Consider the following 23191-nt stretch of genomic DNA (forward strand, 5'->3'; position numbering starts at 1 on the left):
CAGGAGCGCTTCGCTACGCTGGTAGACGCAATGACCAGGACAGCCGACCCGACTCTCCGCGAGCTTCGTGACCGCCTGGCCGCCGTAACCCTCCGCGACGAACACCGGTTGCGCCGACGCCTGGACCGGGCCCGCGGCGACGATCTCACCGCCGTCGCGGTCGATATCACGGCGGCCGAGGGACGCATCGAGGCCCGCCGCGCGGCGGTACCGGAAATCCGCTACCCCGAACAGCTGCCGGTCTCCGCACGCCGCGAAGACATCGCGAAGGCGATCGCCGAGAACCAAGTGGTGATCGTGGCAGGCGAGACCGGCTCTGGTAAAACCACCCAGATCCCCAAGATCTGCCTGGAGCTCGGCCGCGGCATTCGCGGGACGATCGGGCACACCCAGCCGCGCAGGCTGGCCGCACGCACCGTCGCCGAACGCATCGCCGAGGAGCTCGGCACCGAACTCGGTGACGTTGTCGGCTACACCGTGCGGTTCACCGATCAGGCGTCCGATCGCACGCTGGTCAAGCTGATGACCGACGGCATCCTGCTCGCGGAAATCCAGCGCGACCGGCTGCTGCGCCGCTACGACACGATCATCATCGACGAGGCGCACGAACGCAGCCTCAATATCGATTTCCTGCTCGGGTACCTCAAACAGTTACTGCCGCGCAGGCCCGATCTCAAGGTGATCATCACCTCCGCGACCATCGACCCGGAACTGTTCGCACGCCACTTCGGTGACGAATCCGGCACTCCCGCACCGATTGTCGAGGTCTCCGGCCGGTCCTATCCGGTGGAGATCCGCTACCGGCCACTCGCGCTCGAACTACCCGGTTCCTCCGACGAAGAAGACGACGAAGACACCAAGGTCGTCGACCGCGACCCGGTCGACGCCATCGGCGACGCGGTCGGTGAACTCTTCACCGAGGGCGACGGCGATGTCCTGGTGTTCCTGTCCGGCGAGCGCGAAATCCGCGACGCCGCAGACGCGCTGCGCGATCTGAAGCTCCCGCGCACCGAGATCCTCCCGCTGTACGCGCGCCTGTCGACCGCCGAGCAGCACCGGGTGTTCGCCCCACATCCCGGGCGTCGTGTGGTGCTCGCCACCAATGTCGCGGAGACCTCGCTCACCGTGCCTGGCATCCGCTACGTCATCGACCCCGGCACCGCGCGCATCTCCCGGTATTCGATGCGCACCAAGGTGCAGCGCCTGCCCATCGAAGAGGTCTCGCAAGCCTCGGCCCGGCAGCGCGCCGGGCGCTGTGGTCGCGTGGCCGACGGCATCTGCATTCGCCTCTACTCCGAGGACGACTTCGAATCCAGGCCCGCGTTCACCGAACCGGAGATCCTGCGCACCAATCTGGCCGCTGTCATCCTGCAGATGACAGCGCTCGGCCTCGGTGACATCGAGAACTTTCCGTTCGTGGAGGCGCCGGACCGTCGCGCCATCCGCGACGGCATCGCGCTGCTGGAGGAACTCGGGGCACTCGCTCCGCGCGCTACGGCCGAACCCACGCGGCGGCGACCCCCGTCGACCGAAATCGACGACCGGGCACAGCGCGGTTCCGACCGGGGCGCAGGCGAGCAACAGCAGCGTGACGACAACGCCGCACACACACCGGTTCTCGACAGCAAGCCGACCGGCGACGCCACGCTGACGCTGACGCCGATCGGGCGCGAAATGGCGCAACTACCGGTCGATCCGCGCATGGCGCGCATGCTTGTCGAGGCAAACCGAAACGGCTGCCTGGCCGATGTCCTGGTCATCGTGGCCGCGCTATCGATCCAAGATGTGCGTGAACGCCCCGCCGACCACCAGCAGGCCGCCGACACCAAGCACGCACGGTTCGTCGTGGAGGGCTCGGATTTCCTCGCCTACCTACGACTATGGGAATACCTCACCGAGCAGCGGAAATCGCTGTCCGCCAACCAGTTCCGCCGGATGTGTCGCGACGAGTTCCTGCACTACCTGCGGATTCGGGAATGGCAGGACCTACACGGGCAACTGCGGACCATCACGCGGGGACTCGGCTGGTCGACACAGCCGGACGGCGGCGCCCCCGGCGGCCGGATATCCGATTCCCCAGCAGATGGCGAGCCCGGCCCGCGCCGCGGACGCCGCGACAGACGTGCATCGAACCCCAAGGCCGACAACGCGTCCACTGCTGCCGCATCCGGACAGCAGACCGGATCGCGGCGCGGTAGACAGCCCGACTCCACAGTGCAGGCAGCACCCCTCGACGATGACGGCACCCCCTGGGATTCCACCTCGATCCATCAGGCACTGCTGGCAGGCATGCTGTCGCATATCGGTGTCCGAGAAGCGGAATCACGCGAATTCGTCGGCGCCCGCAACGCCAAGTTCATGATTTTCCCCGGCTCCTCCCTCGCGAAGAAGCCGCCGCGCTGGGTGATGGCCGCGGAACTGGTCGAGACATCGCGGCTGTGGGGCCGGATGGCCGCCAGGGTGGAACCGGAATGGGCCGAGCGCCTAGCCGGAGATCTGGTCAAACGCACCTACTCCGAACCGCATTGGTCTGCCAAGCGCGGCGCCGCCCGCGCCTACGAGCGCGTCACCCTTTACGGCGTCCCGCTGGTGACCAGCCGCCCCGTCGATTACGGGCGTATCGATCCTGAGCTGTCGCGCGAACTATTCGTTCGACACGCACTTGTGCAGGGCGAATGGCAAACCCACCACGAGTTCTTCCACCGCAACCGCGCCCTGCTCGACGATGTGGCCGATCTGGAGCATCGTGCCCGTCGGCGCGACATTCTCGTCGATGACGAGGTGCTCTTCGAGTTCTACGATCGACGCATCCCGGCCGACATCGTGTCGGTGCGGCATTTCGACACCTGGTGGCGCACCGCGAAGCGTAAAGATCCCGCACAGCTGGACTTCTCGACCGACACCGTCGTCAACGAGGGCGCGGCGACCCTCGATCCGACCGATTTCCCCGACGCGTGGCGTCAGGGCGAGCTGAGCTTCCCGCTCACCTACCAATTCGAGCCGGGCAACGACGACGACGGCGTCACGGTCCGCATCCCGGTAGCACAGCTGGCCCACGTTCGGCCGGTCGGGTTCGACTGGTTGGTGCCGGGCATGCGCGACGAACTCGCCGCCGCCATGATCAAGACACTGCCGAAGACGTTGCGCCGCACCGTTGTTCCGGCGCCCGACTTCGCCGCGGCGGCACTCGCCGCGCTCACCCCGCGCGCCGAACCGCTGCGCACCGGTCTGGCACGGGAGCTGTCGCGCCTCGGCTCGGTCACGATCACCCCGAAGGATCTCGACCCCGCCGCTCTGCCCGACCATCTGCGCATGACCTTCGCGGCCACCGACGCCTCCGGCCGCACCCTGGCCAGCGGCAAGAGTCTCTCTCAGCTGAAAACCCAGCTGGCCGCACAGGTTTCCGCCTCCGTCGCCCGCGCCACCGCAGGCGCGGAGCGGGCCCCTGCCACGGTGTGGACCTCGGAGTCCCTCGGCACGGTCGAATCCACCGTTCGCCGCGAAGTGGCCGGTCAGACGGTCACCGGCTATCCGGCGCTGGTGCCGGAGGGCGACGGTGTCGCCGTGCGGGTGCTCAGCTCGCCGGTCGAACAGGTCGCCGCGATGCGGGCGGGCACGCGCGCGCTGGTGCTGCGTGCGATTCCCACCTCGCCGCGTACCGTGACAGCCGGGCTGTCCGCCGCGGACCGGCTTGCGCTGAGCCAGAACCCGTATGGTTCGTTGGAGGCCCTCGTCGAGGACTGCCGGGCCGCGGCCGCCGACGAACTCATCGCCGCCGCGGGCGGTCCCGTTCGCAGTCCCGACCGTTTCGACGCCCTCGTCGCCGCTATCCGGCCGAAGCTCGCCGACGCCGTCACCCGCTGCGTGCGCCTGGTGGTCCCGGTCCTTGCTGGCGCACACCAGCTTTCGGTGGCACTCGCGGCGGCGACCGACCGCGACATCGCCGACGATGTCCGCCATCAGCTCGGCGAGCTGGTGTTCCCCGGCTTCATCTCCGAATGGGGCGGCACCCGGCTTCGCGAACTGCCCCGGTATCTGCGGGCAGCGACCGTCCGCCTGGAGTCACTGCCCGGCTCGGCCGTCCGCGACCGTCAGGCCACGATCGAGCTCGACCGGGCGCTGGCCGCCTACGACCGGCTCATCGCTGTCCTTCCGGAGCACCGCAAGCACGCCACCGCCGTCACCGAAATCTGGTGGATGATCGAGGAATTCCGGGTCAGCCTGTTCGCCCAGAAGCTCGGCACACCGTACCCGGTCTCGGCCAAGCGCATCGAGAAGGCGATCGACACGGTACGTCGCTAGGTACGGCCGTTTGGTTCAGCCGTTTGGTTCAGCATGGCGTCAGTCGACGGTCGCCGCGACAGTCGCCTCGTCCCGATGTCGGCGCAGGTCCGCGATCTCGCGCTCGAAATCGTCGGCGGAGGTGAAGGACCGATAGACCGAGGCGAAGCGCAGGTAGGCGACCTCGTCGAGATCACGCAGCGGGCCGAGGATGGCCAGTCCGACTTCGTGGCTCGGCACCTCCGGCGAACCCTTGGCCCGCACGGCGTCCTCGACCTGCTGGGCCAGTAGGTTCAGCGCGTCCTCGGCGACCTCGCGTCCCTGGCAGGCACGACGCACGCCGCGGATGACCTTCTCGCGGCTGAACGGCTCGGTGACGCCACTGCGTTTGACCACGGACAGAATCGCGGTCTCGACCGTGGTGAAGCGTCTGCCACACTGCGGGCAGGAACGACGGCGGCGGATGGCAGCGCCTTCCTCGGCCTCACGCGAGTCGACGACCCGCGAGTCTGGGTGTCGGCAGTACGGGCAATGCATCCGGGAGATCCTTCGTCGATGCGCGCGCTCGCGTCCGGGCCGGGCTCCGATTGGGGTGACCATTCCGGCGAGCACGTGTACAGGGGTCTAGACCTATACGTCCATAGCACTTCGAGGATACCCGGGCCGGGTCGGTGGCATTCCCTCGCGTCACTCGCCGATCCGCCACTGCGTTGTCATGTCCGCGATAAGTTCGGGGATTCGCTGGATCATCCGGCCGCGGGCGAGCTTGTTCCAGAACGACTCACCCAGCCAGGCGGCGGCGAACGGCGGATTGCGCTCCATGTCCACATGGCGCGGCACCAGGTCGCTGGTGATGTAGGTCCAGCGGGTGTCCCGGTCGGCCCAGTTGAAGTCCGGCAGCGGGGTGCGCAGCGCCACGGTGCGTCCGGCAACGTCGGCGCGAACGGTCGCCGGAGCGAACACTCCCGGCGCCAGGACGCCCGGCACGGCAGGCTTGCCCGCCACGGTGCTCATGTAGGTGAGGACCCGGCCGATCGTGCCGCGACCTGCGGAAGTCGCGTCCCACTGGTCGGCAACGACTCGATTCTGTTCACGATCGGTCATCCGGACCAGCGCGTCTTCGTACCCGCCCGGTGTGTGCGCGTCGATCGACTGCCAGGCGGCACGGATATCCGCGTCGATCACCCCCGCGTTATACATCTCGTCGATCCCCGCCATCCCCAGCGCGACATAGGCTTCATGCATGGGCACCAGGTCGGTGAAGATGTGCTTCTGCATGATCATCAACCGGGTCTGATACCAGGCGAGGTCCTCGGCGCTCAGGCGTGCGCCCTCGGTGGCGAGCAACCTGATGTCTGCAGGCACCTTGCGCACCAATTCCTCTGGGGTAGCGCGCAACAGGTCGGCCACCGCATTGCCGAGCTGATGGATGCCGGGCACGTCGAGCACGACACCGATATCGCCGAGATCGAAGAATCCCGAGGCGAAGGAACCCCCTGCGATGCCGGCGAGGCCCGCCCACCAGAACTCCGGATGCTGGTTGGCGAGCCGGAAGTAGTTGATATACACCAGATTGAAAGTGTTCTGGTTGGCGCGCACACCGCGCGCCGGATCCCAGGTCGCCAGGTCGATCGCGGCGTTGCGGGTGGAGACCACCAGCCAGTACTGATGTAGCAGAGTGGCATACCGTTGCGGGGCGACCGCGTCGGCTCTGGCCTCGTCGAGCGCCGCGCGCAACGCCGGTTCATCCAGCGGGACAACCGGGTTCAGGCCGCCGCCCGCACCGCCGTCGCCGTTGATCGTGGGCAGATCCAAATACGCCTCATACGCGGGAGCGGCATGCGCGGCGGGAATAGTCGTGAACCCGACGACAAGACAGGCGAACAGCCCAACGACCCGGGCAAACAGCCGAGCGCGGTGTCCGGCCGAGCCGAGCCGATTCATCAGGCCGGGCCGATCGGAACCGCCTGATCGTCCGCCGGCGCTCGGTCGGTCGGTAATGCCGATGGTTCGAGCGGTACTGAGGTGCGTCATCGCATGGAATCCTGTTGCCTGAGTCACGTTTTCAGGACAGTAGCAACATGTTCTACTTTGCGATCAACAAATTCGGCCACCATTCGTGGCGGATCGGTCGATGCCTCCGCCACAGCGGCCCGTACTAGCGCGGCACCCCGGCCCCAGCAACGTCGGGGACGAGTTGCCCGTCGACACCCTGCTCGAACACTGCGGGCACCGTCGTCGGCCCATCTTTGTCGAAAGCGCCCGCCCGCAGGTGCGCAAGTCCGATCAAAGCCGTGACAACCAACGCACTCAGCAACGCAGCCACCGCGAGCACCGCGAAACCGACCTGAGCCTGCTCGACCATCTCCGTCGGGTGCGGGCCCCGCGCCTGCTGCACCGACGGCGCAGTCCGCACCCGACGCTCGTACAACGCCACCGTGCCACGCGGCCGGTTTCCACGCGGGCGTCGGTCCGCGACAGACCGCTGCGCCGAGTCGAACACCCGCACCGCACCGCGATGCGGACGCCGCACCCGCGGAACAGAATCGAAACCGAGATCGACATCGGCCCGGCCTTCGGCCGATTCGACGGCGCCGGCCGCGTCGATGGTGCTGATGTCGCTGATCGCTGTGCTCATCGGACAAACCTCCGTGGTGGGCTGCTGGCTGGAGACTCGATGGGTAGCTATTCGATCACGTGTTCGAAGAACTTGTGTTCGATTTCTACCACGAGACATCGACAAAGTCAGTAGAAACGCCCGACATGCCTCGAACAGATGTTTGAAACATCGGCTCGACCGGACTAGATTCGTAAGACGAAATCAACGACGGGTGAAGGGCGGTTGCGGTGAGCCACACAGACGACACGGGCGACGAGAGCGTAGGAGGCACCGACCCATCCGGGGCCGGGGCGGATCTCACCGTGCGTCAGCGCAAGGTACTGGAGGTCATCCGCACCTCGGTGAGCGAGCGCGGCTACCCGCCGAGCATTCGGGAGATCGGCGATGCCGTCGGGCTGACCTCCACGTCGTCGGTGGCCCACCAACTCAGGACGCTGGAGCGCAAAGGCTTTCTTCGCCGCGACCCGAATCGTCCACGCGCCGTGGATGTTCGCGGTCTCGACGAGGCAGTCCGCGCGGTGACCAGCCTGTCCTCGGTCGAGGAATCCGACCCGAACAGGCCGACACCGACCTTCGTCCCGGTCCTCGGCCGAATCGCCGCCGGTGGCCCGATCCTGGCCGAACAAGCGGTCGAGGACGTCTTCCCGCTGCCCCGCGAATTGGTCGGCGACGGATCGCTGTTCCTGCTCAAGGTCGTCGGTGAGTCGATGATCGACGCGGCGATCTGTGACGGCGACTGGGTGGTCGTGCGTCAGCAGAACGTCGCCGACAACGGTGACATCGTGGCCGCGATGATCGAGGGCGAAGCGACGGTCAAGACCTTCAAACGCAGCGGCAAGGATGTCTGGCTGATGCCGCACAACCCGCTGTTCGAGCCGATCGCGGGCAACGACGCGCGGATCCTCGGCAAGGTCGTCACTGTCATCCGCAAGATCTGACGCGAGAGTCATTGCGGTGCGCGAGGCCCCGAGGCCCGCGCACCGCGTCGGCTACCACCGCGTCGGCATAGTCGACCAGAAGTCCGTCTGATGCTCGGCGGCATAGTTGTCGACGAGCCTGCTTCCGCCGGGTCGGAACGACATGACTTGCGGCGCGGCCGAATCGTAGGCCGGGATGGGTGGGAGTCCGGCCGGATCAGGACTGCCTGCGATCGTGAAACGACCCCAGTACCTTCGCATGTCGCTGGCCAGGCGCTGCTGATCCGGGCTGATCACCGCGCTGTAGACCCAGCTCAGGTCCCGCATGTTGAACAGCCCGAGCAACTCGCTCGCGTGATAAGCGCCCATCGGGAAAGTGGAAGGCGGCCCGAGCGGCGTGGGATCGTCGAACGAGTACACATAGGTCGGGTTGGTGCGGCTCAATTCCGCATATTCGACGATCAGCCCCGACAGCACCCGATCGGTCCACGCCCTCGTCAGTGCGAGCGCGGGCTGCGCGTAGTCCGACACCGGGTATCGGTGTTCGACGCTGGTGATCTGCTCCGGCGTCAGATCCGGCATGGCAGCGACCAACGCGTCGTGATACCCCTCGGCGGTCAATGGCATGCCCAGCCCGTACCTCGTGTACACGCGCAGTGCCATCTCATCGTGGTTCGCACCGACCAGAATCGGTAGCTGCGGTATGGCGCCGCCGCGCACGGCCGCCCGCGGACCACTGGGCAGGAACGCGCCACCGGACACAGTATCGGTAACCGGATCCGCCACCAACACATCATCGGGCAGCCCACGCAGACAGGCCGCGACATCCGATCCAGAGCAGCCGTGCCGCGCCGCATAAGCGTCGCCATCGCTCATCGCTCGCGCCATCGGCACCGCACCCGCGCACGGCCCGCTCTGCATGATCACGGCCTGGAACAGTCCCCGCGAGCTCGGCGCGGCAAGCTGCGAACACACCGAACTGGCGCCCGCGGACTCGCCGGCCAGGGTGACCCGATCCGGATCGCCGCCGAACGCGGCGATATTGTGCTGCACCCACCACAATGCGGCCTGCTGATCGAGCAGACCGTAATTGCCGGAACCGTAGCCTTCATTCAGCGCCGTCGCGGCGAGAAAGCCGAGCGCACCGAGCCGATAGTTGATTGTCACGACAATGACGTCGCCATCGCCGCCGGTGATGAGCGGGCCCGCGCCATACGTATCGCCGGACCCGTTGGTGAAGCTCCCGCCGTGAAACCAGACCAGCACCGGCAACTGCTGCCTCCGACTTCGCGATGCCAGAACCCAGTACCTCGAACGCCCCGTTTCCCTGCGGACAACTCGGCCCCGCGCTGGTGGCATCCCGTACGCCGGACCACGACCCCGGTAGCGCGGGCGGTCGCCAGCGCAGCTCTCCCACCGGTGGCGCTGCATAGGGAATCCCCTCGAACAACCGCAGACCGGCAGACTGCCTGCCGCGCAATTGTCCGGTGTCGATGGTGACCACATCAGACGCAGCCACCACCGGTGCTGCCGAGGCCGGTAGAGCGAACCCGACCAGCACAATGGGCAGACCAACGATGGCCGACCAGGCATGTTTCATCACAAAAGCACGCTAACCAGCACTCCCGCGCCTGCGCTGCCGCCGCACCGCACAGCTTCCAGAAGACCGTGCCGTCTGGCACTGTTCCGGGCCGGGACGCCCGGTCACTGCGGCCCGAGGACACCCCGTCGCCGGGGCTCAGTGCATGACCGCGACACCGCTGCGCCGCTCCGTATCGCCCCCACTATCGCTTCATTGCGACGAACTGGGCGAGAGATCCGTTGCAGTAGAACTCATCTCGGCTCAGACCTGCCGCATCGAGCCAACCGAGAAGTTCGTCGGCGGTACACGGCGGACCGAACACACCGACCTCACCAAGAGCCTGAATCTGCCGGTCATAGCGAGCGGCGACACCCGAAACCACGCAGCTGCCCACTATGGTGCCACCGGGGCGAAGGACACGGGCGAGCGACACAATCGCTGCACCCGGGTCGGGCATGCAGTGCAGGCCCGCGAAAGTCACCACGAGGTCGAACTCGTCATCAGCGAAGGGCAGCTCGACAACGTCCGCCCGCACGTACTCGATCTCGGACAGACCATTGCGCTCGGCAACGCGCCGCGCCGCGCCCAGCTGGTGGTCGGAGATGTCCGCGGCGACATAGCGAACCTTCTGGTACGGATCGAGACGGCGCAATGTGACGCCGCCGCCGACTGGCAGATCCAAAATGCTTGCGCCGTCCGAGATCCGGTTCACGACATCCATCGCCGCATACATCCGGTCGGTGTCGCACCCCCACAGTGCCCGGCCCACCGGCCTCGCGATCGAAGGGCGGTCGAGGACCGTATCGTAGACCCGGGCGCCGACAGCGCCGAACACCGGATTCTGCCAAACCTGCCTGACGTCAACCATTTTCACTCCCTCGGCGCGGTCCAGTCAGCATAATCGCCGGGAAGTGTCTGCGTGTATCTCGTCAGTAAACGACGAAAGCCCCCCGACCGAAGTCGGGGGGCTCTCGCGAATGATGTTCCGGCGGTGTCCTACTCTCCCACACCCTGTCGAGTGCAGTACCATCGGCGCTGGCAGGCTTAGCTTCCGGGTTCGGAATGGGACCGGGCGTTTCCCTGCCGCTATGGCCGCCGTAACTCTATGAAACTATCCACACAGAGAGCACACCATCAAAAACAGAAAACAATCTGCTTCATCAAGGTGCTTCTGTATCTGTGTATTGTTTCAGATACCGCACAGTGGACGCGTAGCCTCTTCGTTGGTAAGTCCTCGGCCGATTAGTACCAGTCACCTACACCCGTTACCGAGCTTCCAGTTCTGGCCTATCAACCCCATGGTCTGTGGGGGGCCTTAACCACTCAAGGTGGTGAGAAACCTCATCTTGGAACAGGCTTCCCGCTTAGATGCTTTCAGCGGTTATCCCTTCCGAACGTAGCTAACCAGCAGTGCTCCTGGCGGAACAACTGGCACACCAGAGGTTCGTCCGTCCCGGTCCTCTCGTACTAGGGACAGCCTTCCTCAAGTTTCTGACGCGCGCGGCGGATAGAGACCGAACTGTCTCACGACGTTCTAAACCCAGCTCGCGTGCCGCTTTAATGGGCGAACAGCCCAACCCTTGGGACCTACTCCAGCCCCAGGATGCGACGAGCCGACATCGAGGTGCCAAACCATCCCGTCGATATGGACTCTTGGGGAAGATCAGCCTGTTATCCCCGGGGTACCTTTTATCCGTTGAGCGACACCGCTTCCACTTGCCGGTGCCGGATCACTAGTCCCGACTTTCGTCCCTGCTCGAGCTGTCGCTCTCACAGTCAAGCTCCCTTGTGCACTTGCACTCGACACCTGATTGCCAACCAGGCTGAGGGAACCTTTGGGCGCCTCCGTTACATTTTAGGAGGCAACCGCCCCAGTTAAACTACCCACCAGGCACTGTCCCTGAACCAGATCATGGTCCGAGGTTAGAGGTCCAATACGATCAGAGTGGTATTTCAACGATGACTCCACAAACACTGGCGTGCCCGCTTCACAGTCTCCCACCTATCCTACACAAACCGTACCGAACACCAATACCAAGCTATAGTGAAGGTCCCGGGGTCTTTTCGTCCTGCCGCGCGTAACGAGCATCTTTACTCGTAATGCAATTTCGCCGAGTCTGTGGTTGAGACAGCAGAGAAGTCGTTACGCCATTCGTGCAGGTCGGAACTTACCCGACAAGGAATTTCGCTACCTTAGGATGGTTATAGTTACCACCGCCGTTTACCGGGGCTTAAATTCTCAGCTTCGCGCCGAAGCGCTAACCGGTCCTCTTAACCTTCCGGCACCGGGCAGGCGTCAGTCCGTATACATCGTCTTACGACTTCGCACGGACCTGTGTTTTTAGTAAACAGTCGCTTCTCTCTGGTCTCTGCGACCCAACCCAGCTCCGAGAGTAAATCTCATCACCAGACCGGGTCCCCCTTCTCCCGAAGTTACGGGGGCATTTTGCCGAGTTCCTTAACCACAGTTCTCTCGATCGCCTTAGTATTCTCTACCTGACCACCTGTGTCGGTTTGGGGTACGGGCCGTGTACCAACTCACTAGAGGCTTTTCTCGGCAGCATAGGATCACTGAATTCGCCTCAATCGGCTACGCATCACCTCTCAGGCACATGCTGTGCGGATTTGCCTACACAACGCCCTACAGGCTTACACCAGTACAACCACTGACTGGCCCAGCTACCTTCCTGCGTCACCCCATCGCTTGACTACTACCAGCCGGGGTCATGTGCATCCCTCCACTCGAGACCCGAAGGTCTTCTCGGAAGTTCAGGACACTTAGCACAACTGATTCATCATGGGCGCGGATACACGGGTACGGGAATATCAACCCGTTGTCCATCGACTACGCCTGTCGGCCTCGCCTTAGGTCCCGACTCACCCTGGGCGGATTAACCTGGCCCAGGAACCCTTGGTCATTCGGCGGACGAGTTTCTCACTCGTCTTTCGCTACTCATGCCTGCATTCTCACTCCCGTAGCCTCCACGGCTGGATCACTCCGCCGCTTCCCTGGCTACAGGACGCTCCCCTACCCATCCACACCACTGCACCACCCCCCGCAGGGAATGGCGGATGTATTGTGTGAATGCCGCGGCTTCGGCGGTGTACTTGAGCCCCGCTACATTGTCGGCGCAGGATCACTTGACCAGTGAGCTATTACGCACTCTTTCAAGGGTGGCTGCTTCTAAGCCAACCTCCTGGTTGTCTTCGCGACCCCACATCCTTTTCCACTTAGTACACGCTTAGGGGCCTTAGCCGGCGATCTGGGCTGTTTCCCTCTCGACTACGAAGCTTATCCCCCGCAGTCTCACTGCCGCGCTCTCACACACCGGCATTCGGAGTTTGGCTGATTTCGGTAAGCTTGTAGGCCCCCTAGACCATCCAGTAGCTCTACCTCCGGTGTGAAACACGCGACGCTGCACCTAAATGCATTTCGGGGAGAACCAGCTATCACGGAGTTTGATTGGCCTTTCACCCCTACCCACAGCTCATCCCCTCAGTTTTCAACCTAAGTGGGTTCGGGCCTCCACGACGTCTTACCGTCGCTTCACCCTGGCCATGGGTAGATCACTCCGCTTCGGGTCTAGAACATGCGACTGGAAACGCCCTATTCGGACTCGCTTTCGCTACGGCTACCCCACACGGGTTAACCTCGCCACATGCCACTAACTCGCAGGCTCATTCTTCAAAAGGCACGCCATCACCCACCCAACCGAAGTTGGCGCAGGCCCTGACGGATTGTAAGCGCACGGTTTCAGGTACTATTTCACTCCCCTCCCGGGGTACTTTTCACCTTTCCCTCACGGTACTAGTCCGCTATCGGTCACCAGGGAGTATTCAGGCTTACCGGGTGGTCCCGGCAGATTCACAGCAGATTTCACGGGCCCGCTGCTACTCGGGCACTCACTACGAGAGCCGCCAGGTTTTCGTCTACGGGATTCTCACCCTCTACGACAGGCCGTTCCAGACCACTTCGACTAACCCAACGGTTTCTAACTCTCGCTCATCACGGCAGTGATAAGAAAATGAGCCCCACTACCCCACATGGACAACGCCTGCCGGCTATCACATCCACATGGTTTAGCCTCATCCGCTTTCGCTCGCCACTACTCACGGAATCACTGTTGTTTTCTCTTCCTGTGGGTACTGAGATGTTTCACTTCCCCACGTTCCCTCCACACACCCTATATATTCAGATGCGGGTAACACGACATCACTCGTGCTGGGTTTCCCCATTCGGAAATCCTCGGATCTCAGCTCGGTTGACAGCTCCCCGAGGCTTATCGCAGCCTCCTACGTCCTTCATCGGCTCCTGGTGCCAAGGCATCCACCGTACGCTCTTAAACACTTACTAACAAAGATGCTCGCGTCCACTGTGCAGTTCTCAAACAACACACCCAGTACGAACCGAACCACCACCATGCCCACTCATTTACACAAGTGCGGTCTGCGTGAAGCCCGAACCGGATCGTTATCTTGCCTAAGAGGAAACACTCGCGTGTTCTCTCAGGACCCAACAGTGTGTCGATATATCAACCGCGGGACCGGCCACTGAAGGACCGACCACAATGCGGGAGAGCTTGTCAGCGTTCCACCCATGAGCGTCCGCAGCTCCACATACGGGAACTAAACGGTCTCTGGCATCAACGTTTACCATCCCCGACTCTTCGGGGTGCGATGCAGAAGTGCTCCTTAGAAAGGAGGTGATCCAGCCGCACCTTCCGGTACGGCTACCTTGTTACGACTTCGTCCCAATCGCCAATCCCACCTTCGACGGCTCCCTCCACAAGGGTTAGGCCACCGGCTTCGGGTGTTACCGACTTTCATGACGTGACGGGCGGTGTGTACAAGGCCCGGGAACGTATTCACCGCAGCGTTGCTGATCTGCGATTACTAGCGACTCCAACTTCACGGGGTCGAGTTGCAGACCCCGATCCGAACTGAGACCGGCTTTAAGGGATTCGCTCCACCTCACGGTATCGCAGCCCTCTGTACCGGCCATTGTAGCATGTGTGAAGCCCTGGACATAAGGGGCATGATGACTTGACGTCGTCCCCACCTTCCTCCGAGTTGACCCCGGCAGTCTCTCACGAGTCCCCGCCATTACGCGCTGGCAACATAAGATAAGGGTTGCGCTCGTTGCGGGACTTAACCCAACATCTCACGACACGAGCTGACGACAGCCATGCACCACCTGTACACCGACCACAAGGGGGCCTACATCTCTGCAGGTTTCCGGTGTATGTCAAACCCAGGTAAGGTTCTTCGCGTTGCATCGAATTAATCCACATGCTCCGCCGCTTGTGCGGGCCCCCGTCAATTCCTTTGAGTTTTAGCCTTGCGGCCGTACTCCCCAGGCGGGGTACTTAATGCGTTAGCTACGGCACGGATCCCGTGGAAGGAAACCCACACCTAGTACCCACCGTTTACGGCGTGGACTACCAGGGTATCTAATCCTGTTCGCTACCCACGCTTTCGCTTCTCAGCGTCAGTTACTTCCCAGAGACCCGCCTTCGCCACCGGTGTTCCTCCTGATATCTGCGCATTTCACCGCTACACCAGGAATTCCAGTCTCCCCTGAAGTACTCTAGTCTGCCCGTATCGCCTGCAAGCTTAAGGTTGAGCCCCAAGTTTTCACAGAAGACGCGACAAACCGCCTACAAGCTCTTTACGCCCAGTAATTCCGGACAACGCTCGCACCCTACGTATTACCGCGGCTGCTGGCACGTAGTTGGCCGGTGCTTCTTCTACAGGTACCGTCACTTGCGCTTCGTCCCTGTCGAAAGAGGTTTACAACCCGAAGGCCGTCATCCCTCACGCGGCGTCGCTGCATCAGGCTTTCGCCCATTGTGCAATATTCCCCACTGCTGCCTCCCGTAGGAGTCTGGGCCGTGTCTCAGTCCCAGTGTGGCCGGTCACCCTCTCAGGTCGGCTACCCGTCGTCGCCTTGGTAGGCCGTTACCCCACCAACAAGCTGATAGGCCGCGGGCCCATCTCGCACCGATAAATCTTTCCACCAAAAACCATGCAGCTCTTGGTCATATCCGGTATTAGACCCAGTTTCCCAGGCTTATCCCGAAGTGCGAGGCAGATCACCCACGTGTTACTCACCCGTTCGCCGCTCGTGTACCCCGAAGGGCCTTACCGCTCGACTTGCATGTGTTAAGCACGCCGCCAGCGTTCGTCCTGAGCCAGGATCAAACTCTCCGTTGAAGACTCACAACCACACCCCGAAAGGGTGCAATCAGAAGAATAACTAGAGTCCGAAAACCTAGCAAAACAAAACGCCAGCAAAAAGATTTGCTGACTAAATGTCCAACCCTACAACCGGGGGGTATGCAAGGCCGGAACCAATTAAATAATTGGCACTGACATTCATCGACACACTATTGAGTTCTCAAAGAACACACGCACACACCATCGCCCAGATTTACTCTGATTGATCGGTGAGGCACTTGTTCAAGCTTAGCTCAGCGTTGAACCCGAACCAAATCGGGGTCTCGGTTGAGCCGGGTGGCCAGGCGCTCCTCGTCCTACCTCGTTTCCCAGGCCCTCCGCTCAGCGTTTCCGCTGGGCTTCTCGGCTCCGGGTCGGTGTCCGTGTCGCTCTGACTTGGAGAACATTACGTGACGCTTTGGCGAATATGCAAATCGCCTGATTACCGGGGGTTTTGCGGCATGAATAGCCGATGCGGGCCGAGCTCCCCCGGCCGCGGACGCATCGCCATCACCGCTTTACCTCCATGGCAACGATCGTGGGACTCGGATTGATGCCGACATCGGATGGAACGGCGCCTGGATCGATTCGAATAGCCGGCTGCCCGGCTTCCGTTCGACTCTGCCGACAACCGCCCGGGCACGAACTGCGCCCAACGATCCCACCCTGTGGGTGTTGCGGGTCCATAGATCAAGGCGAGCAGGTTTCCGCCATCTCTTTGTGTGTCATTGGTGAGGTGGATGTGCTCGTCCAGAAAGGTGCTCACGGAGAGCTCGGCCGCCGATGCTCGCGACCCCGAGGCGCGCGCCCGAAATTCCTGCGGCGGGCGGCCTCCCCACCGTCGGAACGCCCGAATGAAGGACGCCGCTTCGGCATAGCCGAGTTGCGCTGCGACCTGCTCGGTGGTCATGCCGGTGTGGGTGAGCAGCGCCTTCGACATCATCTGCCGCACCTCGTCGACCAGCACACGGAACGACGTCCCCTCCTCGCGCAATCGGCCCGAGAGCGTGCGCGGACTCATGAACAGTCCGGTGGCGACCGCGAGTTGGTCGGGAATTTCGCCAAGTTGCGGACCATCAGGTCACGCACCGAGCCTGCGACGCCGGTCCGCGCGCGGCAAGCCGTGAGCAGATCGCGACACGGCTGCTCGCAGGCGTCTCGGGCCCAGTCGTTGGCCTGCGGCAGCGGAATGTCGAGGTAAGCGCAGTCGAACGCCAGTTCATTGACCTCCGCGCGGAATTCCGGCTCGAGCTCGAAAACCGCGCGGTGACGAGTGGTGTCCGCGGGCGCCGCATGTCGAAAACGGACGCTGCTCATCGGGATTGCGGCCGAGAGCATGTCCTGGCCGATGGTGTGGATGCCGGTCATGATGCGCCCGTCCGCCCATTGCATGAGGACACGCACGCTCGAGGTGCTGCGGAGTAGATCCCCATCGAACACGTGAACTGCATCCTCATCGAACCGGTTCTGTCCCAGTTGGCGAAATGTAGCGATCCGAATCCACCGGCGCCGGCGATTGACCGAGATATTGTCTCAGACGGAAGACCTCAACTGTGTTATACAGTGTGAACAACAGTGTCGCTTGAATCTGGAGGACTCATGGCGGTCGAGGAAGCAATGCCACCGGAATTCGAGGTGGCGGTGATCGGGGCCGGACCCGGCGGCATCGCGGCAGGCGTCAAGCTGCGCAAGGCCGGCATCGATAACTTCGTCATCCTCGAACGCGCCGACGACGTCGGTGGCAGCTGGCACGAGAACCACTACCCGGGCATCGGTGTCGACATCCCGGCCATTGCCTATCAGTACTCGTTCGCCCGCAATGCGCGCTGGAGCCGTTTCTTTCCGCTCGGTGCAGAGGTGAAGGCCTATCACGCCGAGGTCGCGCGGCGGTTCGGGCTCTACTCGCACGTGCGATTCCATACCAACGTCGCACGCGAGGAGTGGGACGACGCGGGCAACTACTGGAAGCTGCATACCGAGCACGGTTCCGTCGTCACCGCACGTTTCGTGATCAGTGCCGTCGGAGCGTTCGTCCGGCCCAAGGACGACGCGGGCATCCCGGGCCAGCAGTCGTTCGAGGGCAAGATCCAGCGACCCGCCGACTGGGACGACGAGTACGACCTCACTGGAAAGCGGGTCGGCGTGATCGGCACCGGAGCCAGTGCGGTGCAGATCATTCCGGCCATCGCACCCGAGGTGGCCCGGCTGGAGGTCTTCCAGCGCACCCCGGTGTGGTCGGTGCCCAAGCCCGATTTCCAGGTGCCCGCCGCCGTGCAACGCCTGCTCGGCATTCCCGGACTGCAGGCAGGGCTGCACGGAAGCGCGCTCGTTCTGGTCGATCTGGTGCTGCGCGGGGTCGTCAAAGCGCCGACGGGCCTTGTGCGCCCTGCGATGGACAGGTTCGACGCCGCCTGCATCGCCTGTTACCGGAAGTATTTGGACCGGGTCGTGAAGGATCCCGTCACCCGCGCGGGACTGACACCAGACTTCGGCGTCCTGGCCAAGCGGCCGACGATGTCCAACAGCTACCTGAAGGCCTACAACCGAGACAATGTCGCCCTGGTGACCGACCCGATCGACGCGATCACCACAACGGGCATCCGGACCCGCGACGGCAACCTGCACGAATTCGATGTGATCGTGCTCGCCACCGGCTACGAGGTGTTCTCCGATCCGGAGACCTACCGACCGGGAACGGTGGTGGGCCGCAATGGCTTCGACCTCGCGAGGTTCTACAACGAGGAAGGTCTGCAGGCGTATCAAAGCGTGTCGGTGCCCAGGCTGCCGAACCGTTGGACGCTGTGCGGCCCCTATTCGTGGACCGGCAGTGGCTGGCACGCCTTCGTCGAAATGACCGCCGACCACGCGGTGCGCGCCATCACCGAGGCGGGCACCCGGCAGGCCACGGTGGTGGAGGTCCGCAAGGAGGCCGCCGACGCCTACCACCGTGCGATCTACCGGCAGGGCGAATCGCTGCGGTACTACCTCACCGAGCTGAACGGGCATGTGCCGACCTACTACCGGAATTCCCACGGTGACACCACCTATGTGCGGCCGTCGGGATTCTTCGAGGCGCGCCGGGGCAACCGGAAGTTTCCGCTGGACGATTACCGGTACGAGACACCGCAATCGACATCGACCGGTGGCGGCGTGCGCCGCGCCGCCGACTCCAGGGCCGGTGCGTAATCCATCGGCCACCGCGCTGCCGAGGTCGCACGGGCCGGGCGGCCCGCCACAGTTCGTCCGGCCTGTGCCCGCTGCCGTGGGGACCTGGGAGAATCCCAGCGTGAAGAACCCGACGATCGTCGACGAGATCACCGACGAGCTCGCCTATCGGATCGCCGCGGGCGTCTACCCACCCGGCGAGCTGCTGCCATCGGTGCGTCAGGTGGCCGCGGAGTTCGGTATCAGCACACCGACCGCGAACAGCGCGCTCGGCAGGCTGGCCGCCCTCGGGTTCGTGGAAGCCCGCCGCGGACTCGGCAATATCGTTCGCGACATCTACCTCTACGGCGGGATCGATACCGCGCACTACATTTTCCGGCACTCCAGGCAGCTGCCCGAGCGCGCCGCCAAGATCTTCGCCGACATCATCGATGTCGATCATCTATTGCTCATGCAGACTATCCGCACCGTGGCCGCGGACCCGCGCCGCTACGACCTGACCGCACTGGCGCGCGCGGTGGACCGGTTCGAGCTGCTCGTCAGCGCCGGGCGGGCAGGAGTCAGCGAGATCATGGAGGCCGAGCTGCACGTGTTGCGCGTCGGCTTCGCCGCGGTCGGACAGAGCGCGTTTCTCAACCTGTTCAATTCCGTCGGCGACATCCTCATCGCCACACCCGAAGCGGGTGCGGCCTTCTACGAACCGCTGGAACCCGAGGGTCATGTGCGGGTTGCCCGGCAACTGCTCGCACTGTGGCAGTCGGATGCCACGGTCGAGGACGCGGCGATCGACATGGTCGACACCCTGATCCGGGCGTATCACGATCAGGTCATCGAGCATTTTCGGCAACTCGTCACGGCTGCTGCCGCCGCGCAGCCACGAGCCGAGGTGTCCGCAGTGACGCCGTGACCTCACGGCTGGCTCCCGAAGTTCCTCGGCGGCAGCCGGTGAGAACGACTGATCCGGCGTCAGGACTCCTGAAAGAGCACCAAATCGAACTGCGCGAGAATCCGGTCGACGTCGAACCGGTCGGGTTCGTCGAGAACAAGCCGCGCAGCCGTCTGGATCAACCCTTGGATCAGCTGCACCAGCACATCGAGGTCGACCTCGTCGGCATCCGGCCGGCCGGTCAGCCAGGCACCGAGCACTCGATGCAGCGGGCCCCGCGGTTGGTCGTGCGCCTGCACGACGCGTTCCCGCAGGGTCGAGGGCACGCCGCTGAGAGGGAAGTAGACCAGCCGCCAGGTCTCCGGCATGGCCCGTACCTCGGCCAGGAATCGAACGAGCGCTGCCGCCAGCACATCCCGGGGGTCGGCGCCCGACCTGATCGAACCGTCGACCTCCGACATCGCCCGCAGGACAGCCTCCTGCATCCGGGTGGTCTCCCGCTCGACCAGATCCGCGAGTAGTTCATCGCGGCTACCGAACGAGTCGTACACGACCGGCCGGGTCACCCCACCCCGCTCCGCCACTGCCGCGATACTGACATCGGCGAATCCGCTCTCGGCAACGATATTCAGCGCGACGTCGAGCAGCTGTTCACGTCGATCAGCGGGTTGCAGGCGCTTGGCGTAGCGCCGCCGGGCCGGCGTGCCGGCCGCCCGCTTCACTTGTGCCACCGCACTATCCCTTCTCGATTCCGGTGCCAGCGACCATCCGGCGTGCCATCCAGCGCATGGTCTTGGACAACGCCGCACGCTTGCCGCGTCCGCCCTCGGACACGATGATCCGAGCCGCCGTCTCGCTCACACTGATGGAGGCATGACTCATCATCTCGGTGTCGAGTTCCCGATCGGCCAGTGCCGCGATCACGGCGAACAGCAACTCACTGCGCGCCCGAATCGCATTGCGCCCCTGCGTGACCCGCTCGTGCATTGCGGGCGGCAGACCGTCGCCCGGCATCAGGACGAACTGCCAGGTTTCCGGTGCAGCGAGCACCTGATCGAGAAAGATGTCGACGGCGTCCGTTCCGAGAACGGCCACGTCGATAGTCGACAGATCGGCGTCATCGGCAAGTTCCGGCGTCGCGGCGGCCGCCATGGCCAGCACTCGTTCCTCCTCACGAGCCAACAGCGCCGCGAACAACTCGTCGCGGTCACCGAACTCCGCATAGAGGGCGGGCCGGGTGACGCCTGCCGCACGCGCGACGGCATGCATGCTTGCGCTCGCGTACCCCGCACGCACGATGAGTCCCCGTGCCGCGTCGAGGATGCCCTCGCGTCGGGTTGTCATCAGCTCACCCCGTGTCGTCGGTTGCCGTTGCCTCGCGATCGTGGCCAATGGACTGTCGCGCCAGTGTACGCGGCATGTTTGCCAGGTTCCGGCATTCCTGCATCGAGAAGTCGGCGCGATCGGTGTAGCACCACAACGACATCCGAGATCTTTCGGCGACGCGGACGGTCATCGAACTTACCTGGTTGCACCCCGGTCCAGGGGCGAAATTGATACCGTTGTTTTCACTATTCGGCAGTGTTAGCGTCGTCGCGAACAGTGCATGGCATCGATCACATTCGGGGTACGTCGTGAGCACGCTCATAGTCGTCGGTGATCGCTCTGATACGAGCTGCCGGAAACCGTCAACACTGTGACGCGTGACGTCATGGGCAACGTCGCCCGCGAAACCTAGCGTTGGGGAAGGCCTCCGGATCGCTGCGGCTGCGGTCCACGGCGGGGGGTCGATGGAGGACTATCGATGGAATCCGAAGCGCCGATGGCAATGAAAGGCGGACCGACGGCGGCACAGATCGCGCGTAAGAACGTCACCGACACGACACTGTCGAGTCTGCGGACGTTCGGGCGGGTGGTCGACCTGGGACTGGAGTCGACGCGGGGCGCGGTCTCCGACATCATCGCGCGGCGGTTCCAGTGGCCCGAAATGCTGCGTCAGGCTTGGTATCTGGTCACCGTCACCGCGATCCCCGCCGTGCTGATGGCGGTGCCGTTCGGTGTCGTGGTTTCCGTGCAGGTAGGCAAGCTGATCCATCAGTTGGGCGCCGACTCGCTGATCGGCGCGGCTGGTGGCCTCGGGGTGATCCAGCAGGGTGCCCCGATCGCAACGGGCCTGTTGCTCGGCGGCGCGGGCGCTTCGGCGATTGCTGCCGATCTCGGCGCGCGTACGGTCCGCGAGGAGATCGATGCGTTGCGGACAATGGGCATCAATCCCGTACACCGACTGGTGATTCCGCGTGTCTCGGCGATGCTGCTCGTCGCGCCGCTGCTGAACATCCTGATCATCTTCGTCGGCATTGTCGCCGGTTACGCGGTCGCGATCGGCGCACAGAACGTCACCCCTGGCAGCTACTGGGCGACCTTCGGCTCTTTCACGGTGCTCACCGACGTGTGGATTTCGCTGTTGAAGTCGATGCTGTTCGGGTTCATCGTCGTCATCGTCGCCTGCCAACGCGGTCTGGAGGCCAGCGGCGGACCGCGCGGCGTCGCCGACGGCGTCAATGCTGCCGTCGTGCTGTCGGTGGCATCGATCATCGTGGTGAACTTGGTGATCACCCAGGTCGTCGCGATGTTCCTGCCGCTGCGGGTGGCGTGATGACAGCTACTCCCTACGTGCCCAAGGGCTTTCGCTCGGTCAGCTGCCTCGTGCGCAACCGCGGCCGGGTGTTGACGCCGTTGGAAAGTGCCGGGTTCGCGGTCGGCTTCGTATTGCAGGCGCTGGCCGCGATTCCGCTGACGCTACGCCGCTATCGCGCCGAGACCATGCGCACCATCACCGATATGACGTGGGGCCGCGGCTCGGTCATCGTCGGTGGCGGCACGGTGCCCATGCTGGTGGTGCTCGGTATCGCGATGGGAGCCGGTGTCGGCATCCAGTCGTTCACCACGCTCGATCTGATCGGCCTCGGCCCGGTCACCGGTGTGGTGTCCGCGTTCGCGAATACCCGTGAGCTGGCGCCGATTGCGGCCGCGGTCGGGTTCGCCGCCCAAGCTGGTTGCCGGATGACAGCCGAGATCGGCTCCATGCGGATCTCCGAGGAGATCGATGCGATCGAATCCCTTGGACTGTGCTCGATTCCGTTCGTGGTGACCACCCGGGTCATCGCAGGTGCGATCGCGATCGTACCGACTTTCCTCATCGCCCTGATTCTGAGCTACCTGGCCTGCGACACTGTGGTGGTTTTGCTGCACGGCCAGGCGGGCGGGGTCTACGACCACTATTTCTTCCAGTTCACCAGCGGCTACGACGTGCTCGCTGCGGTGATCAAGATTCTGGTGTTCGGCATCGCGGTCATCCTGATCCATTGCTACTACGGGTTTTTTGCCTCCGGTGGCCCGGAAGGCGTCGGTATCGCCTCGGGCCGGGCAGTGCGCGCGAGCTTCGTCGCGATCATCGCGCTGGATATGTTGCTGACCCTGCTGCTGTGGGGCGTCAACTCCTCGATCGAATTCCCGGGGTGAGC

At 63.8% G+C, this 23191-nt stretch carries 15 protein-coding genes, 3 rRNA genes and 1 pseudogene; 6 read left to right on the forward strand and 13 right to left on the reverse strand.

All coding sequences use genetic code 11. From position 1 onward, the window contains the following. Positions 1–30 precede the first annotated feature (30 nt). Complete coding sequence (gene hrpA / locus OHA42_RS31055; RefSeq protein WP_406231296.1) at positions 31–4302, forward strand: ATP-dependent RNA helicase HrpA; 4272 nt, start codon at positions 31–33, stop codon at positions 4300–4302. 39 nt (positions 4303–4341) lie between these two features. Here hrpA and nrdR read toward each other — a convergent pair whose 3' ends face one another. The 3 genes from nrdR to OHA42_RS31070 form a co-directional block, all read right to left on the reverse strand. Beyond that, positions 4342–4818, reverse strand: coding sequence for a transcriptional regulator NrdR (gene nrdR / locus OHA42_RS31060; RefSeq protein WP_328403605.1), 477 nt, complete (start codon positions 4816–4818; stop codon positions 4342–4344). 150 nt (positions 4819–4968) lie between these two features. Continuing rightward, on the reverse strand, positions 4969–6315 hold the full coding sequence (locus OHA42_RS31065) for a hypothetical protein (protein WP_406231297.1): 1347 nt from the start codon (positions 6313–6315) through the stop codon (positions 4969–4971). A 124-nt stretch (positions 6316–6439) separates the two neighbouring features. Further along, complete coding sequence (locus OHA42_RS31070; protein ID WP_406231298.1) at positions 6440–6919, reverse strand: hypothetical protein; 480 nt, start codon at positions 6917–6919, stop codon at positions 6440–6442. A gap of 209 nt (positions 6920–7128) precedes the next feature. Between OHA42_RS31070 and lexA the strand changes: the two genes are divergently transcribed. Continuing rightward, positions 7129–7839: a transcriptional repressor LexA gene (gene lexA / locus OHA42_RS31075; protein ID WP_406231299.1), complete on the forward strand. Its 711-nt coding sequence runs from the start codon at positions 7129–7131 to the stop codon at positions 7837–7839. 51 nt (positions 7840–7890) lie between these two features. Here the strand turns inward: lexA and OHA42_RS31080 are convergent, their stop codons facing one another. The 8 genes and pseudogenes from OHA42_RS31080 to OHA42_RS31115 form a co-directional block, all read right to left on the reverse strand. After that, the gene (locus OHA42_RS31080) at positions 7891–9084 is read right to left on the reverse strand and encodes a carboxylesterase family protein (protein WP_406231300.1); all 1194 of its coding nucleotides are present in this window, start codon (positions 9082–9084) and stop codon (positions 7891–7893) included. A 112-nt stretch (positions 9085–9196) separates the two neighbouring features. Further along, a pseudogene (locus OHA42_RS31085) lies at positions 9197–9418 on the reverse strand (carboxylesterase family protein); the annotation flags it as partial. Positions 9419–9602: 184 nt separating this feature from the next. Then, complete coding sequence (locus OHA42_RS31090) at positions 9603–10268, reverse strand: class I SAM-dependent methyltransferase (RefSeq protein WP_406231301.1); 666 nt, start codon at positions 10266–10268, stop codon at positions 9603–9605. A gap of 115 nt (positions 10269–10383) precedes the next feature. Then, positions 10384–10500, reverse strand: a 5S ribosomal RNA gene (rrf, locus tag OHA42_RS31095). A gap of 122 nt (positions 10501–10622) precedes the next feature. After that, positions 10623–13754, reverse strand: a 23S ribosomal RNA gene (locus OHA42_RS31100). A gap of 342 nt (positions 13755–14096) precedes the next feature. Next, positions 14097–15613 (reverse strand): 16S ribosomal RNA (locus tag OHA42_RS31105). Together the 16S, 23S and 5S rRNA genes form the textbook arrangement of a ribosomal RNA operon. Positions 15614–16058: 445 nt before the next feature. Continuing rightward, positions 16059–16637 carry a helix-turn-helix domain-containing protein gene (locus OHA42_RS31110; protein WP_406231302.1) on the reverse strand — a complete coding sequence of 193 codons (579 nt, stop codon included), beginning with the start codon at positions 16635–16637 and terminating at the stop codon, positions 16059–16061. Next, positions 16634–17056 carry an AraC family transcriptional regulator ligand-binding domain-containing protein gene (locus OHA42_RS31115; protein WP_406231303.1) on the reverse strand — a complete coding sequence of 141 codons (423 nt, stop codon included), beginning with the start codon at positions 17054–17056 and terminating at the stop codon, positions 16634–16636. Before OHA42_RS31115 ends, OHA42_RS31110 begins: the two co-directional genes overlap by 4 nt. 159 nt (positions 17057–17215) lie before the next feature. Here OHA42_RS31115 and OHA42_RS31120 point away from each other — a divergent pair, with 159 nt between their 5' ends. Further along, a complete protein-coding gene (locus OHA42_RS31120; RefSeq protein WP_406231304.1) occupies positions 17216–18802 on the forward strand; it encodes a flavin-containing monooxygenase in 1587 nt (528 codons plus the stop codon). A 100-nt stretch (positions 18803–18902) separates the two neighbouring features. Then, the gene (locus OHA42_RS31125; protein WP_406231305.1) at positions 18903–19688 is read left to right on the forward strand and encodes a GntR family transcriptional regulator; all 786 of its coding nucleotides are present in this window, start codon (positions 18903–18905) and stop codon (positions 19686–19688) included. Positions 19689–19747: 59 nt separating this feature from the next. Here the strand turns inward: OHA42_RS31125 and OHA42_RS31130 are convergent, their stop codons facing one another. Beyond that, complete coding sequence (locus OHA42_RS31130; protein WP_406231306.1) at positions 19748–20398, reverse strand: TetR/AcrR family transcriptional regulator; 651 nt, start codon at positions 20396–20398, stop codon at positions 19748–19750. 4 nt (positions 20399–20402) lie between these two features. Continuing rightward, positions 20403–21011: a TetR/AcrR family transcriptional regulator gene (locus OHA42_RS31135; protein ID WP_406231307.1), complete on the reverse strand. Its 609-nt coding sequence runs from the start codon at positions 21009–21011 to the stop codon at positions 20403–20405. 484 nt (positions 21012–21495) lie between these two features. On the opposite strand from OHA42_RS31135, the gene OHA42_RS31140 reads away from it, so the two are divergent. Both OHA42_RS31140 and OHA42_RS31145 read left to right on the forward strand, forming a co-directional pair. After that, positions 21496–22323, forward strand: coding sequence for an MlaE family ABC transporter permease (locus OHA42_RS31140; protein WP_406239705.1), 828 nt, complete (start codon positions 21496–21498; stop codon positions 22321–22323). Further along, a complete protein-coding gene (locus OHA42_RS31145; RefSeq protein ID WP_406231308.1) occupies positions 22323–23189 on the forward strand; it encodes an ABC transporter permease in 867 nt (288 codons plus the stop codon). Before OHA42_RS31140 ends, OHA42_RS31145 begins: the two co-directional genes overlap by 1 nt. The last annotated feature ends 2 nt before the right edge of the window (positions 23190–23191 follow it).

Origin of the sequence: Nocardia sp. NBC_01009 (genome assembly GCF_045208035.1) — a bacterium.
Taxonomy (GTDB): domain Bacteria; phylum Actinomycetota; class Actinomycetes; order Mycobacteriales; family Mycobacteriaceae; genus Nocardia.